Genomic DNA, 15,332 nt, shown 5'->3' on the forward strand with positions numbered 1-15,332 from the left:
GTAATAATTCGCAGTAAAAGGTTTTTATTTTAGCGTCGGGCTATTCAGGCACGGATCCTGCTTAGTAATAAGTCATTGTCATCTGATTATTTCAAAGAGAGATGTTATGAGTGAATCGAAAACGCTGGAGCAACCCGCGAAAGAGCACGCGGAAGAGTGGAAAGTCGGGCCTGGCGCCTGGATTTCGTTAGTGATTGTTCTGCTGGTTTTTTCCGGCTTCTTTTTCAAAGTCGAGGGGATGGCGTGGCTGGGCGCGTTTGACTTCACCACGCTGGGCGGCACGTTCGGCACGATGAAGACACCGGAAACCAACACCTTTATCGGCAGCGGCGGCATCAGCGCGAAGGCCGGTTTCTTGTTCGCGCTGTCGCTGGTGCCAACGGTCATGCTGGCGCTGGGGTTGCTGGAGATTTTTACCCATTACGGCGCGATCCGCGCGGCGCATAAATTGCTGACACCCTTGCTTAAACCGCTGCTGGGTATTCCGGGCTATACGGGGCTGGCGCTGATTACCGACCTGCAAAGTACCGATGCCGGGGCGGCATTAACCAAAGAGTTATACGACAGCGATAAAATTACCCGTAAAGACGTGGTGATTATGGGGTCGTGGCAATATTCCGGCGCGGGCTTAATCAATAACTATTTTTCGATTGGCTCAGCGATGTTCGCGTCATTAACTATCCCGATTATTGTTCCGCTGGTTTTAATGTTTGTCCTTAAATTCGTGGGCGCAGCCGTGGTTCGTCTGGCATTAAATACTGTTTATAAGCGAGATTTCGACAATGAATAATTCCGCAAAAGTCTCTGGTAATCCGTTCGATATTTTCGTTATTGGTGCGCGTAAGGGTTTTAATATTGCCATTAATAATCTGATGCCGAATGTATTAATGGCCTACGTAATCGCCGAAATGCTCAATTTACTCGGCGTGATGCAGATTATTGGCCATCTTTGCGCGCCGTTAATGGGGCTGTTCGGCCTGCCGGGGGAAGCGATTACCGTGTTGCTCACCGCCTGGCTTTCGTCTTCTGCGGGAACCGGCGTGGCGGTCAGCCTGCTGAGCAAAGGCCAGCTTGATATGGGGCAAATCACCATTCTCGCGCCCGCCATCTTTTTAATGGGTTCGCAGCTACAGTATATGGGCCGCCTGTTGGGCGTAGCCGATGTGCCGAAGAAGTACTGGCCGTTACTGATGGCGGTCAGCATTCTCAATGCCGTAATCGCCATGCTGATTATGCGCGTTATTGCCTGAGTACCAAGGAGTAAGACGTGTCACGCACACTTGAGCATTTTAATTACCTGCATCAGATCCCGGAACTCGGGTTCGAAGAGTATAAAACCTCCGCTTATATCGCCGGGGTACTGGAGGCGGCGGGCTATCAGGTCACGCGCCAGGTCAATAACACAACCGGCATTGTCGCGGTGCTGGACAGCGGTAAACCGGGGCCAGTGCTGGCGCTGCGCGCCGATATGGATGCGCTCGGGCATATCATTGACGGTGAGCATGTCGCGCGCCACACCTGTGGGCACGATGGGCACTCCACGGTGGTGTTGACCACCGCGCAGGAAGTGATCGCCGAAGGAGTAGTAAAAAAAGGCAAGCTGAAGTTCATCTTCCAGCCCGCGGAGGAACTGGGTACCGGGGCGATTGCGCTGACGGAGGCTGGCGTGCTGGACGATGTCGACATGCTGCTTGGTTTCCACTTGCGTCCGCTGGAAGAGTGCCCGATGGGCCAGGCGGTGCCAGCCATGTATTACTCGGCGTCTGCCACGGTGGAAGTAGTGTTCCACGGCAAAGCGGCACATGCGGCGCGGCCCCACTTAGGTGTGAACGCGCTGGACGCCGCCGCCCACGCAGTGCAGGCGGTAAACGGCATTCATCTTGCGCCATCGCTCACCTGGAGCGCGAAAGCGACGCGCTTTCTCTGTGACGCCGGGGTGACCAACTCAATTCCTGATAAAGCACTGGTGTGCTGGGATTTGCGTGCGGCGGAAAACGACGCCATGACTGCGTTAAAACCGCAGGTATTGCGCGCGATTGAAAGCAGTGCGGCGGCATACGGCGCACGGGCTGAGATCCGCATTCTGAAAGAGATGCCTGCGGCGATCATTGATGACGAGGCAACTGAGGTGGTTTCCCGCGCGATTCACAGCGTGTTTGGCGATGCGGGGCTGACCGCGCCAAAATCCACACCCGGCAGCGAAGACTTTTTCCACTACCTGCGCCTGCGCCCACAGGTGAAAGGCGGTTTCTGGGGGCTCGGTGCCAACCTGCTGCCGGGTCTGCATCACCCGGAGATGCACTTTGACCGCGACGCGCTGGCGCTCGGCGTGAAAGTGTTTAAAGCCTGCGTGCAGGATGTGCTGGGCTGATTTTATGGCTTCCAGCGGCGCAGCGTGGTCTCCTGTTCATAGGGCATCGGCATGGGCCAGGTAATAAACTCGACGATGCTGCCCCAGGGCGTGCGGCCATAGCAAAAGCAGTTTCCTGCGCCTTTCTCCATGGGAAAACCTAGCGGCTGCGGCGTGGTAAATACCTCGCCGCCCGCTGTATCAAAGCGTTGCAGCGCAGCGCCGATATCATCGCTGTAGACCGCAAAATGTTGCAGACCAAAATCGCTGGCCCGCAGCGGCTCGCGCTGGTCTGGCCCGTGCATTTCGAAGAGTTCGATGCCGGGGCCGTGCTGAAGTTTAAACATGCGTATCGCTTTGATAGTCGTGCCTGGCGCCAGGCGTAGCGTTTTTTGCTGCGCCTCGTTATCAAGGTTCTTATCTTCTGGCGCGACGGATTGATAAATCAGCTCCGCCCCCAGCGCGTCAATCAGAAAACAGGTCGCCTCTTCAATATCCGGGACGGTGATACCAATATGATCGATGCCGCGAATGCTCATGTTCCCTCCTGTTAATGGCTCTTTTTAAAGCATAGAACAGATGCGTGGAGTGTTTTTGCTGGTTAGTCGTGAAAAACATTTCGGTGGTAGTTATTTTTTTAATTTATTGCATCAATAAAGATAGAGAATCGCAGTATTTACCGATATCGGCACTGATACTGGATTGTTTGAATAATATTGCTCAATATAATCAGGGCCCCGATTAGATGCTCGGGGCATTATTTTGCGGCGATAGCAATACAGCCGTTCGTAACCTTAATACCTACCTTCGCATCGATTTTAAAATCCGCTTTCTCCAGCCAGTCACCCACTAAACGAATTGCCGGAGATTACAATGTTTTTTTTGGATGAGTTGTCACTTAACTGACTGTTAAATTTATTTTTTTAAAGGGGGGCTGATTCAACATAAACCATAGAGACTGCAAAACAGTCATGACCACTATTCCTTGTCAATAGAGATTGTGATTAGCGGTGCGGATGTGCGCCAACGCATTCACACTCAAAACAGGTACCAAACACCAGGAAATAAAATCAAAATCCACATGTAAACATGTAAATAGACTGAAAAGTAATGCAATGAAGTCCGAAAAAATAAAGTGAGGATGTTCATTTTTTATTATAACTAATGCTTCTGCAGCGTTAATGTTAGTGCCATTTATAAAAGCACTATTTACTTTTTATTTTCTGTATCAGAAACGTCTGTATATACCCAACTTTACTTTCAGGCCCAGTCGTTTTTACTACCCTTATTACCCTAAGCAGTAAATAAGGAGACAAATATGGCTTACCAGACAGTGAATCCTTTTAACAACCAGCTCATTAAAGAGTATCCCAATCATAGCGACGCCGATATCGAAGTGGCGTTACGTCAGGCCGATGCGCTGTATCACTCGTCCTGGTCTAAGGGAAATATTGAACAGCGGTTGCCGATACTGCATAAACTTGCCGATCTGTTGGAAAACCAGCAGGAAGAACTGGCGAAAATCGCCAGCCGGGAGATGGGCAAGTTAATTGAGCAGAGCCGCAGCGAAGTGAAGATTTGCGCGCAGATAGCCCGTTACTACGCGGATAACGCGAAACAATTCCTGGCGCCCGTTAAGTATGAAACGGCGCTGGGAGAGGCGTGGGTGGAGCATCATCCGATCGGCGTGATTATGGCGGTGGAACCGTGGAACTTCCCTTATTACCAGCTGATGCGTGTACTGGCACCAAATCTGGCTGCCGGTAACCCGGTTATCTGTAAACATGCCAGCATCGTGCCGCAGTGCGCAGAAACCTTTGCGCAGCTGGTGCGCGAAGCGGGCGCACCGGAAGGTGCGTGGACGAACCTGTTTATCTCGTCCGATCAGGTTTCGGCAATCATTGCCGATCCGCGTGTGCAAGGTGCAGCGTTGACCGGATCGGAAAAAGCCGGTAGCGCGGTGGCGGCTCAGGCGGCGAAACACATCAAGAAATCGACGCTGGAGCTTGGCGGTAACGACGTATTTATCGTGCTGGACGATGCGGATCTGGAAAACGCGGTTGAGACTGGTGTGCAAGCGCGTCTGGCGAACGCCGGGCAGGTCTGTACCGCCGCGAAACGCTTTATTATTCATCAGGATATTGCCGATCAGTTCCTGCGTAAGTTCACCGAGGCTTTCCAGCAGGTGAAAATGGGCGACCCGCAGGATGAAAGCACCACACTTGGTCCGCTCTCCTCGAAAGAGGCGCTCAATACATTGAGCAAACAGGTGAGTGAAGCGGTACAAAACGGGGCAAAACTGCACTTCGGCGGCAAACCAGCGAACAGCGAAGGCAACTTCTTCGAACCCACGATTTTGACGCACATTACGCGCGACAACCCGGCCTATTATGACGAGTTCTTTGGCCCGGTGGCGCAAATTTATGTGGTGAATAATGATGAAGAAGCGGTACGCCTGGCTAACGATTCACACTATGGCCTTGGCGGAGCCATCTTCAGCCGCAACATTCAGCGTGCCAAACAGATGGCGTCACGCATTGAAACCGGCATGGTCTATATCAACTGGCTGACGGATACCGCCGCTGAGTTGCCTTTCGGCGGGGTGAAACGATCCGGGTTCGGTCGCGAGCTGTCTGATTTAGGCATCAAAGAATTTGTGAATCAGAAGCTGGTGGTGGTACGCCAGTAATGTTTAATCTTTCTTCCCCCTCGCCGGAGGGGGAAGCCGCAGGCGTTATTTCTTCAAACCTGCAAATGCTGCTCTGATCTCATCTTCCGGTAGCTGTACGCCAATAAACACCAGTGTGCTGTGCGGCGCGTCGTCGCCCCACGGGCGATCCCAGTCTGCGCTGTAAAGGCGCTGTACGCCCTGGAACAGTAAGCGGTTTGGCTCGCCATCGATCCACAACATGCCTTTATAGCGCAGCAATTTTTCGGCAAAGCTCAGTAACAGGTTTTCCATTACGCGGGAGACGTCGCTGATATCCACGGGGTAATCCAGCTCGACCACTATTGAGTTGATGTCGTTTTGCTTGTCGGCGATAAAGTGAAAGCGCGGTTTTGCCGCCACCACGTTCTCTTCCAGCATAAAACCATTGGTATTAAACAGTTGCGCCAGCTCGATATCGCCATGCGTCACGGTATAAACCGGCGCGCGGGCGTTGATGCGGCTTAAGCGTTCGCGCAGTTTTTCACACTCGCCTGCGACATCCGTTTTGGTCAGCAGAATACGGTCGGCATAACCCACTTGTGACTGTGCCAGCGTGAACTGATTCATCAGCTCATCGGCATGTACCGCATCGACCAGCGCAATGACGCCATCCAGCAGATAGCGCTGGCAAAGGATCTCATGGGCGAAAAAGGTTTGAATGATCGGCCCCGGATCGGCCATGCCGGTGCACTCAATTACCAGCCGATCAAAGGCGATATCGCCACGATCGAGGCTGTCGAGCAGATCCAGCAGCGCATCTTCCAGCTCATTGGATCGGCTACAGCAGATACAGCCATTGGTCAGGGTTTTTATTTGCGTGGCGCGATCGCCAATCAGTTGATCATCAACAGAAACTTCGCCGAATTCATTTTCGATAACGGCAATTTTGTAGCCGTGTTGCTCATTGAGGATATGGCGTAAGAGGGTGGTTTTGCCGGCGCCGAGAAAACCGGTCAACAACGTTACTGCAATCGGGGTCATAGATTCTCCTTTAGCAACAGCGGACACCGCCCTTGCCGTCTCCACCGTAACGCGCCTGCTGGCGTTCGCGGAAGAACGCTTCGTAAGTCATGTACGGCTTATCCGGATGGTTGGTTTTCATATGATCAACGTAGTTGTCATAGTCCGGGATGCCAATCAGCATCTTTGCCGCCTGACCGAGGTATTTTTTGGCTTCGCCTAAGTTACCAAACATCATTCTTCTCAGATATATGTGAAGCCCGCAGAGGCAGGCTATTTTGCTTGCTATTTTGAACGGGCAGTGTTCAACCTGGCTGCGCCAATGACGCCTGCGAAACAGATGTAACCACCCTCAACGGTGGTTACATCATCACGCGTTATATGCCGGATGCGTAGCGTCATCCGGCAACTGGTTTAGTGGTGTGAAGAGGTTTTCACACCGCCTTCCGGCACCGGTACATACGGCGTTTCTTTGTCGGTACGCACGGTGTTGTTACGCACCTGCAACCAGGTTTTGATGCCATAGAAGATGATGCTGTACACCACCACCAGGAACAGAATACTCAACCCGGCGTTGGTGTAGTTGTTCACCACGATATGGTTCATGTTGGCAATCTGCTGCGCGGTCAGATCTCCGCCACCGGCGGCAATCTTCTCTTTGTACTGGTTAGCCATATACAGGAAGCCTTCCAGTTGTGGGTTGGTGCTGAACAGTTTCAGACCCAGCGCCCAGGTGGTGCACAGCAGCAGCCACATGGCAGGAACCACGGTGACCCAGATGTATTTGGTACGCTGCATTTTTACCAGCACCACGGTGCCCAGCATCAGCGCGACGGCCGCGAGCATCTGGTTAGAGATACCGAACAGCGGCCACAGGCTTTTCACGCCGCCCAGCGGATCAACCACGCCCTGGTACAACAGATAACCCCACAGACCCACGCAGCCCGCAGTACCAATGACGCCGGCTACCAGCGAGTCGGTTTTCTTCAGGAACGGCACGAAGTTACCCAGCAGATCCTGCAGCATAAAGCGGCCCGCACGCGTACCGGCATCCAGTGCGGTGAGGATGAACAGCGCTTCAAACAGAATACCGAAGTGGTACCAGAAGCCCATGTCCGCCATCGGGATGATTTTGTGGAACACGTGCGCGATACCAACGGCCAGCGTCGGTGCGCCACCAGCGCGGTTCAGTACGGACGGCTCGCCGATATCTTTTGCGGTTTGCAGGATCTGCTCCGGCGAAATCACAAAGCCCCACGAGCTGACGGTTGCCGCTGCGTGCGCGGTGACATCTTTCAGTTGCGCCAGAATCATCGGCGCGTTATCACCGCCCAGCTCATGCAGGTTCGGCATGGTAATGCCCAGCCCTGCTGGCGGTGTGTTCATGGCGAAGTAGAGACCTGGTTCGATAATGGAGGCGGCAACCAGCGCCATCACTGCAACGAAGGATTCCATCAGCATTGCGCCGTAACCGATAAAGCGTGCGTCGGTTTCGTTAGCCAGCAGTTTCGGCGTGGTACCGGACGCGATCAGGGCATGGAAGCCAGATACCGCGCCGCAGGCGATGGTAATAAACAGGAACGGGAACAGCGCACCTTTCCACAGTGGCCCAGTACCGTCGATGTATTGCGTCACCGCAGGCATTTTCAGTTCCGGGTTGAGGATCACGATGCCCAGCGCCAGACCGACGATCACGCCGATTTTCAGGAAGGTCGCCAGGTAGTCGCGCGGGGCAAGGATCAGCCACACCGGTAAAAGTGCAGAGACAAAGGCGTAACCCACCAGCGCAAAGGTGATGGTGGTGTCTTTAAAGGTCAGCGCCGGGCCCCAGTAAGGATCGTGCGCGATGACGCCACCAAACCAGATGGAGGCCACCAGCAGCACAATACCGATAACCGAGACTTCACCAACGCGTCCCGGGCGCAGGAAGCGCATATAAATACCCATAAACAGGGCAATCGGCACGGTTGAGCAGACAGTGAAGACACCCCACGGGCTTTCCGCCAGCGCTTTCACCACAATCAACGCCAGCACCGCGAGGATGATGATCATAATCAGGAAGCAGCCAAACAGCGCGATGGTCCCCGGCACGCGGCCCATCTCTTCTTTCACCATCTCACCAAGAGACGCGCCGTTACGGCGTGAAGAGATAAACAGCACCATAAAGTCCTGCACCGCACCGGCCAGCACCACGCCCGCCAGCAGCCACAACGTACCCGGCAGGTAGCCCATTTGCGCGGCCAGTACCGGACCTACCAGCGGGCCTGCGCCGGCGATAGCGGCAAAGTGGTGACCAAACAGCACGTAGCGGTTGGTTGGCACATAGTTGAGGCCGTCGTTATTGATTACCGCCGGCGTGGAACGGGTTGGATCGAGTTTCATCACCTTCTGGGCGATGTAAAGGCTGTAGTAGCGGTAGGCCACAAGGTAAACGGAAACGGACGCAACCACGATCCACAGCGCGCTGACATGCTCGCCACGGCGTAATGCGACAACGGATAAACAAAAAGCACCGATTATCCCGAGGATGACCCAGGGTATGTGCTTGAGTAGTTTTTTAGTATCCATATCAGACCTGGTTTTTAACAGAAACAGTGAATGGGATTTGAAATGTTGAATTGGCTGAAATGCTGGCATTCATGATGGCAAATTACGCGCGCGAATCGGCAGCGATTTGACTGAGTGGTTAGAAAAAGGCGGTGAGCGGTAACGGATGCGTCATAAGCGGTTTTGAGGGCAGGAAAACGCTGGCTGAACTGTGATGTATGTCACGCTAAGTCGTTGTCTTGCAAGGAAGGGAGCGAATTCTGCCGGGTTGTAATCCATGTATAACTGGCGAAAAAATAGCACGTTAAACCATAAAGTTTTCCTATGCCAGGCCGAAAACCTGGTATCTGTTTATAGGGAAAGAGAAAACATGTTGACTCGTATTAAACTTGTGACCAGTTTGTTGCTGGTATTGGCTTTATTTGGCTTGTTACAACTCACTTCCGGCGGCTTGTTCTTTAACGCGCTGAAACAGGACAAAGAAAACTTCACCGTCTTACAAACCATTCGCCAGCAGCAATCCACACTGAACGGTAGCTGGGTTGCGCTGCTGCAAACCCGTAACACCCTTAACCGCGCGGGTATCCGCTACATGATGGATCAGAGCAATATCGGCAGCGGCGCGACCGTGTCGGATCTGATGCAGATTGCCAGCACCTCGCTGAAACAGGCGGAAGCGAACTGGAATGCTTACCAGGCGCTGCCGCGCGATCCGCGCCAGAGCGAAGAAGCCGCAGCAGAGATCAAACGTAACTACGATATCTACCACAACGCCCTGGCGGAGCTGATCCAGTTGCTGGGTGCCGGTAAGATCAATGACTTCTTTGACCAGCCGACCCAGAGTTATCAGGATGGTTTTGAGAAACAATACGTTAACTACTTGAAGCAGAACGACAGCCTGTATGAACAAGCGGTTCGCGACAGCGAAAGCTCCTACGGTTCTGCGGTGTGGGTGATTATCACCGTATTGATCGTGGTACTGGCGGTGATCGTCTGTGTCTGGGTGGGGATTAAAGGGGCGCTGATTAAGCCGCTCAACCACTTGATCGACAATATCCGCCATATTGCCGGTGGCGATCTGGTGCAGCGCATTGAAGTACAGGGTTCCAATGAAATGGGCGTGCTGGCAGACAGCCTGCGGCATATGCAAAGCGAACTGGTGCGTACCGTTAGCGATGTCCGTAACGGTGCCAACGCCATTTACAGCGGTGCCAGCGAAATTTCCGTAGGTAACAACGACCTTTCGTCCCGTACGGAACAGCAGGCCGCTTCTCTGGAAGAGACTGCAGCCAGCATGGAAGAGCTGACCGCCACGGTGAAACAGAACGCCGAAAACGCCCGTCAGGCAAGCCACCTGGCGCTGAGCGCGTCCGAGACCGCGCAAAAAGGCGGTAAAGTAGTGGATAACGTGGTGCAGACAATGCGCGACATTACCGCCAGTTCGCAGAAAATCGCAGATATTATCAGCGTGATCGACGGCATTGCCTTCCAGACTAACATTCTGGCGCTTAACGCTGCGGTCGAAGCGGCGCGTGCGGGTGAACAGGGTCGCGGCTTTGCGGTAGTTGCGGGTGAAGTACGTAACCTTGCACAGCGCAGCGCCCAGGCAGCCCGCGAAATTAAGAGCCTGATTGAGGACTCTGTGGGCCGCGTTGAAGTGGGGTCCACGCTGGTGGAAAGCGCCGGTGAAACCATGGATGAGATCGTTAACGCCGTTACGCGTGTTACCGACATCATGGGCGAAATTGCCTCTGCCTCCGATGAGCAGAGCCGCGGCATTGACCAGGTTGGTCTGGCCGTTGCTGAAATGGATCGCGTTACCCAGCAGAACGCCTCGCTGGTGGAAGAGTCTGCCGCTGCTGCGGCAGCGCTGGAAGAACAAGCCAGCCGCCTGACGCAGGCCGTTTCTGTGTTCCGCATCATGCAAGACCAGCGTAAAAACGCTGGCGCAACGCCAACCAGTTTTGTGAAAGCGGAACCTGCAACCGCGCTGCCGCGTAAAGCCGCGACCGACGCGGGCGAGAACTGGGAAACCTTCTAATCGTTATTTGCGCCCTGTCACACAGGGCGCATTTTCTCCCGCGTCACCGTGCTATGCTCATTGCATCATGTCGCGGAGAAGCCCTATGAACCTCGTCGCTGTTCCTGCCATCCACTATAGTTGCGAAGCGCTGACCACTATCACCGGTGCCTGTTTTGAAGGTTATCGCGTTCCGTTTTCTCTGCCGCCCGATGTTTTTGCACAACGCTTTCTTGCCGAAGGTTTAAGCCTCGTCGATTCCTGCGTCTGGCTGGCGGGCGACACGCCTGCCGCTGTGGCTTTGATTGCCCGGCGTGGCGATTGCGCCCGACTGGCGGCCTTTGCGATTTGCCCGCCATTTCGCGGCCAGGGCGTGGGCAGACAAATATTGCCGCCGTTGATGGCGGGGCTGCGTGCGAAAGGTGTTCGCCAGATGTGGCTGGAAGTCATGAGCGATAATCATGCCGGTATCGCCCTTTATCATGCGCTGGGGTTTGCCACCGTTCAGCCGCTGTTTGGCTACCAGGGACGTGAGGATGTAGCTGAAGAGAATGGTACGTTACAGGCGCGCGATCCGCTGGAAGTGGTGCGCAGCGCCATAAGTGAATGCCATGACCGGCTACCGTGGCAGGTGGATCCGCTCACTGCGGTATCGCTGCCGGCGCGGGCGTTCGAGTACCGCAAACATGCTTATGCGCTGGTTTCCACCCTCGGTGGTAAACCCCTGCTGCGGTTTATTTATGTGGAGTCAGAGTACCGGCGCAAAGGGTTTGCCTGCGAGTTGCTGCAGGCGTTGAACCAGCATATTCCGGCGCTTGGAACCACCGTGGCGGTGCCAGAGCGTTTTTCATCCCTGTTCCAGCGCGCGGGCTACGCCACTATGGCCATCAGCCAGTACGAGATGAAAGCGGAACTGTAGCGGTCAGCCTTCACGGTTCACCACTTTGATTTCCACCAGACCAATACCCAGTTTACGCGGCGAATGACCAAGAATATTGCCTTCATTGGTCGATTGCGGTTCCGGCGGCACAATGACCAGCCGGTTGCTGTGAGACGGATTGCTAAAGTGCAGCGTGGTGGTGCTGAGCTCATTACCCAGCGTCAGCGTTTGTTGTTGATCGCCAACGCGCACCGGAATCGGCCGGTTAGCATTCGGGCCAAAGGCTTTGGCGGTGATCACCAGCTCGAACTGTTCCGGTAGCGGTTGGTTATATTCGATCGCCACTTCTTCGCCCAGATTGGCATTCGACCAGCGCCCCCAGCTTTCCGGACGAGAGAGGCCGCTAAACTGTTTTATCTCCTCCGGCGCGCCTGCCACGTTAAAGATAAAACTGTCGGCTTTGTAGCGAATGCTATCGTCGAGGATCTTCAGGGTATCGACGTTTTTCTGGTAGCGATCGCTACTGATCACCGTTTGTTTAAACGCGGTTTTCCCTTTCCACTGCGCGTTGTCGACACGCTGGACCTGCTGTTCGCCGCCCAGTTGCCCCTGCGAGACGCACCAGTCGGTAGAAAGCGCCAGTTCCGGCGACCATAAACGCGCCATTTTGTAGCATTGGTCGATCCAGACGAAGTTATCGCGCGGGGCGAAATCCGCCAGCTGGAAGCGCAGCGGTGCGGAATACTCACTTTCCGGCAGCGGTTCAACTTTATCCGATACCCGCACCAGCAACGGCAAACGGAACTGGCTGCCAGAGAACGCCACCATCTGTTTATCTGTATCGATGGTGAAGTCTTTCATCTCTTTCGGGAAATTCCACAGCCGGATAATGTTCGGTTTCCACGCCAGCATTTTCGCTTTCATATTGAGGAAAATACCCGAAAGCGACTGCCCGGAGAGGCTGCTGCGGCCAAGGCCGAGGAAATTATCGCCGCCGAGAATATCCAGCACGGTTGCGCCGTTATCGAGGGTGCTGCGCTTAATACCGGAGATATCTTGCTGCGGTTCATCGCCGCGCAGCACAAAGAACAGGTTGCTGCGATCGTGCTTGTTGAGGTATTTCCACGCGGTGTTATTCATCGCCAGATGATCCGATGACACCACGATCACCGTGTCTTTAAACCACGGCGACGCTTTGATTTTGTTGATAAGCGCGGCGATATTTTGCTGGCTGCAGGTTACCGCGCTAAATGACTGGTTCGGCTTGCCATCGTAGGCATAACTTTTACGTTCGCAGCCGCGCGAGATAAAACCGTCCGGGTGGTGGGTATCCACCGTCAGCGCAAACAGCGAAAAGCGTTTACCGGAACGGGAGAGTTCCTCGTACTGTTTCCACACGGTATCCAGCACCGTATCGTCATAAAAACCCCAGTCGTTACGGTAATGCGGGTCCGCGACCTCGTTTTTCAGCTCTTCTGCTCCGGTCAGGTAATCAAAGCCGTGAGATTTTAAAAACACATCTTTCCCGGCGAAACGCAGGTTAGCGCCCTGAATAAAGTGGTTTTCGTAGCCGGAATTTTTCAGGATGTCGCCAAGGCAAAGATTCTGCGGAAAGAAGCTGGAAACGGAGGCCGACGCGTTGCCTTCGAACGGCGCGAACAGCGGAATGCCGCACTGCGAAGAGACCATGCCGGCGATGGTGTAATCGGTGCCGGGTAGCTGTTCGGTATGGCTAAAATCAATGCCTTCTTCTTTTAGCGCGCCCAGTTCCGGCGTCAGGCCGGGGAACGCCTCCTCGTTAAAATAGGTGCGCTCAAGACTTTCACCGTAGATGTAAACGAGGTTCAGTTTGGGGTTGGGGATCTGCTTTGTCGGTACTTTATAGAAAGTGGCGAAGTCAGGGTCGCCTTCACGCGTCTGGGATTTTACCAGCTCGGTTATCTGGCGGAACGCCGGGCTGGCGTCCACCGAACCGAGCGCCAGTGCGAGTGCCAGTAAGCTATAGCCGAAATGGTGTGGCAGATGGCGACGACGGCGCAGCACCCAGCCGAGCGCGCAAAACACCGCTACCAGCGCTAATACTAACCCCGCGCCGGGAAGCATATATTTGCCGACCCCCGCGCCTGTCAGGCTGTTGGTCAGGGTGTATAACACCGCGTCGTTGATGCCGTCGCCGGTAAAATAATTGCTGGCGTAAAGGGTGATATTCAGGATGACAAAAAGACCCAGCACCAGCAGGGTGGCGCTAAACCACCAGGTATTACGGCCCGCTTTCCAGGCATAGATAGCCACAGAGGCAAGAAACAGCGCGATAGAGAGCAACTCGGACAACCGTTATTCCTCATCAACGCCAGGCATATTGCTGGCCATTAATTTTTGTAACAGGGCGTATAATTTAATGTTCATGTCACATATCTGCAATTGTAGTGTCACTCTGTGGCGTACTTATTCAGAATTGGTTTAGAAAGGCGTAATAGTGATAGCCGTCGCACTGGCGGCGTTTCGGTAAAGCGGGGAAGGATAACGCCGCGCTCTGACTGAACGCGGCGGGATATCAGGAGAGGAAGTTAACGCCCTGCTTGAGGACGATATCGCAGGCTTTGGATTTCACTTTTTCCGCCAGTGGCGTACTACCGATGTTGCTCAGATTCAGCTGTTCCCCGTTTTTGGTGTTCAGCATGCCCTGGATCCCTTCCAGATAATTGGTGTCCTGTTTTTGCTGAGCGGCACCCAGACCCAGTTTATCCAGCACCTGGTTTTTCACATTTTCGGTGTTGGTCAGGCTGGAGAGCTTATTTTTCGCACACCAGCTCATCACGCCCGCCGCATTGTTCATAGTGTCAGCGCTGAGCGCCTGGTTACCGCCATTAAGCAGACCCGTCAGGGAGGAGAGTGAAAGACCCCCTTGCTGGGATTGAGATGTAGTCGATTTCTGGCTGAGTTCGCTGGCGGCGCTGGAAAGCGTATCCTGCCAGGAGGCGGCTTGCGCGAAGCCGGTAAGCAGTGCGCTACCGAGTGCGGCGCTGCAAAGGAGGTGTTGGAGGAATTTCATCGAGAGCAGATCCTGGTATCAACAAAGGCGGCCAGTATACACCCGGGCGCGGGCGCGCCACGGATGGGAAAACTCTCAATACTCTTTACCGGTGACGCGGCTGCGGTAACTTTCCCAGTTGAAGATCACCCACAGGCTGTTGCCGAGACGCATCCTGTCCATCACGCGTTCGCCCAACAGCTTATTCATCTCTTCCAGGTTGCTGTTGGTCAGCATGCCTGTCGGGCGTTTGGACGAAGAGCGACGATCGACAATCTGGTTGATAATCACTTTCTCGTAGCGGGATTCCGTCTGCATACCGATTTCATCAATCACCAGCAGGTCAACGCTGCTTAAGTCATTGAGCAACTGCTCTTCGCTGTTTTCCTTGTTGCCAAAAGTTTCTTTCATGGCCGACATAATGTCGGCAACGGTAATAATCAGCACCGATTTCCCCCGCAACAGCAGTTCATTACAGATAGCCGCTGCCAGATGGTTTTTGCCGGTTCCGGGTTTGCCTGAAAAGATAAAACTGGCGATGTTACCGTCGAACTCTTCTACATATTGCCGTGCCTGGCTCAGCGCCCGCATTTGGCCTTCCGTCTCAACACGATAGTTATCGAAAGAGCAGTTCTGGTGCAGGGGACGAATGCCGGAACGGTTGAAGGTGCGCTGCATTTTCATGGCGCGGTTTTCGCGCTCCAGCGCCGCCGAACGGATTTCGCCTTGTTGCTTCTGCCATGCCATCAACTCTTCGCCGGTTTTAAAAGCAGGCTTGGTGTTGGCAGGCATCATTTTTTGCAGTCGCTTCATCAATTCGCCGACGTTTTTCAT

The 15,332-nt window shown here is 54.1% G+C and carries 14 protein-coding genes; 6 read left to right on the top strand and 8 right to left on the bottom strand.

What is annotated here, in order from left to right; translation table 11 throughout:
* Positions 1-106: 106 nt before the first annotated feature.
* From H650_RS17470 to H650_RS17480, 3 genes are read left to right on the top strand one after another with little or no spacing between them, the layout of a single operon-like run.
* Positions 107-790 (top strand): nucleoside recognition domain-containing protein, encoded by a 684-nt coding sequence (locus H650_RS17470; RefSeq protein ID WP_020456431.1) that lies wholly within the window; start codon positions 107-109, stop codon positions 788-790.
* Positions 783-1,250, top strand: a complete 468-nt coding sequence (locus H650_RS17475; protein ID WP_020456432.1) for a YjiG family protein — start codon at positions 783-785, stop codon at positions 1,248-1,250. Before H650_RS17470 ends, H650_RS17475 begins: the two co-directional genes overlap by 8 nt.
* A gap of 17 nt (positions 1,251-1,267) precedes the next feature.
* A complete protein-coding gene (locus H650_RS17480; RefSeq protein ID WP_020456433.1) occupies positions 1,268-2,371 on the top strand; it encodes a M20 peptidase aminoacylase family protein in 1,104 nt (367 codons plus the stop codon).
* A 2-nt stretch (positions 2,372-2,373) separates the two neighbouring features.
* Here the strand turns inward: H650_RS17480 and H650_RS17485 are convergent, their stop codons facing one another.
* Together H650_RS17485 and H650_RS26145 are read right to left on the bottom strand one after the other, a co-directional pair.
* On the bottom strand, positions 2,374-2,889 hold the full coding sequence (locus H650_RS17485) for a VOC family protein (RefSeq protein WP_020456434.1): 516 nt from the start codon (positions 2,887-2,889) through the stop codon (positions 2,374-2,376).
* A 218-nt stretch (positions 2,890-3,107) separates the two neighbouring features.
* A complete protein-coding gene (locus H650_RS26145; protein WP_071925255.1) occupies positions 3,108-3,209 on the bottom strand; it encodes a SymE family type I addiction module toxin in 102 nt (33 codons plus the stop codon).
* 459 nt (positions 3,210-3,668) lie between these two features.
* On the opposite strand from H650_RS26145, the gene H650_RS17490 reads away from it, so the two are divergent.
* Positions 3,669-5,039: an NAD-dependent succinate-semialdehyde dehydrogenase gene (locus H650_RS17490; protein ID WP_020456436.1), complete on the top strand. Its 1,371-nt coding sequence runs from the start codon at positions 3,669-3,671 to the stop codon at positions 5,037-5,039.
* 45 nt (positions 5,040-5,084) lie between these two features.
* Here the strand turns inward: H650_RS17490 and yjiA are convergent, their stop codons facing one another.
* The 3 genes from yjiA to btsT form a co-directional block, all read right to left on the bottom strand.
* The gene (yjiA, locus tag H650_RS17495; protein WP_020456437.1) at positions 5,085-6,041 is read right to left on the bottom strand and encodes a GTPase; all 957 of its coding nucleotides are present in this window, start codon (positions 6,039-6,041) and stop codon (positions 5,085-5,087) included.
* A 10-nt stretch (positions 6,042-6,051) separates the two neighbouring features.
* Positions 6,052-6,255, bottom strand: a complete 204-nt coding sequence (locus H650_RS17500) for a YbdD/YjiX family protein (protein ID WP_020456438.1) — start codon at positions 6,253-6,255, stop codon at positions 6,052-6,054.
* A gap of 179 nt (positions 6,256-6,434) precedes the next feature.
* On the bottom strand, positions 6,435-8,588 hold the full coding sequence (gene btsT, locus H650_RS17505; RefSeq protein ID WP_020456439.1) for a pyruvate/proton symporter BtsT: 2,154 nt from the start codon (positions 8,586-8,588) through the stop codon (positions 6,435-6,437).
* A 349-nt stretch (positions 8,589-8,937) separates the two neighbouring features.
* On the opposite strand from btsT, the gene tsr reads away from it, so the two are divergent.
* Positions 8,938-10,608 carry a methyl-accepting chemotaxis protein gene (gene tsr, locus H650_RS17510; protein WP_020456440.1) on the top strand — a complete coding sequence of 557 codons (1,671 nt, stop codon included), beginning with the start codon at positions 8,938-8,940 and terminating at the stop codon, positions 10,606-10,608.
* Between the two features lie 85 nt (positions 10,609-10,693).
* Positions 10,694-11,506 carry a GNAT family N-acetyltransferase gene (locus H650_RS17515; RefSeq protein WP_020456441.1) on the top strand — a complete coding sequence of 271 codons (813 nt, stop codon included), beginning with the start codon at positions 10,694-10,696 and terminating at the stop codon, positions 11,504-11,506.
* Between the two features lie 3 nt (positions 11,507-11,509).
* On the opposite strand, the gene opgB is transcribed toward H650_RS17515, so the two are convergent.
* From opgB to dnaC, 3 genes are all read right to left on the bottom strand, one after another.
* Positions 11,510-13,798, bottom strand: a complete 2,289-nt coding sequence (gene opgB / locus H650_RS17520) for a phosphatidylglycerol--membrane-oligosaccharide glycerophosphotransferase (protein WP_020456442.1) — start codon at positions 13,796-13,798, stop codon at positions 11,510-11,512.
* 223 nt (positions 13,799-14,021) lie between these two features.
* Positions 14,022-14,519, bottom strand: a complete 498-nt coding sequence (locus H650_RS17525) for a YjjA family protein (protein WP_020456443.1) — start codon at positions 14,517-14,519, stop codon at positions 14,022-14,024.
* Positions 14,520-14,594: 75 nt separating this feature from the next.
* Positions 14,595-15,332 (bottom strand): replicative helicase loader DnaC, encoded by a 738-nt coding sequence (gene dnaC, locus H650_RS17530; protein WP_020456444.1) that lies wholly within the window; start codon positions 15,330-15,332, stop codon positions 14,595-14,597.

The sequence above is a fragment of the Enterobacter sp. R4-368 genome (assembly GCF_000410515.1).
Taxonomy (GTDB): Bacteria; Pseudomonadota; Gammaproteobacteria; order Enterobacterales; family Enterobacteriaceae; genus Kosakonia.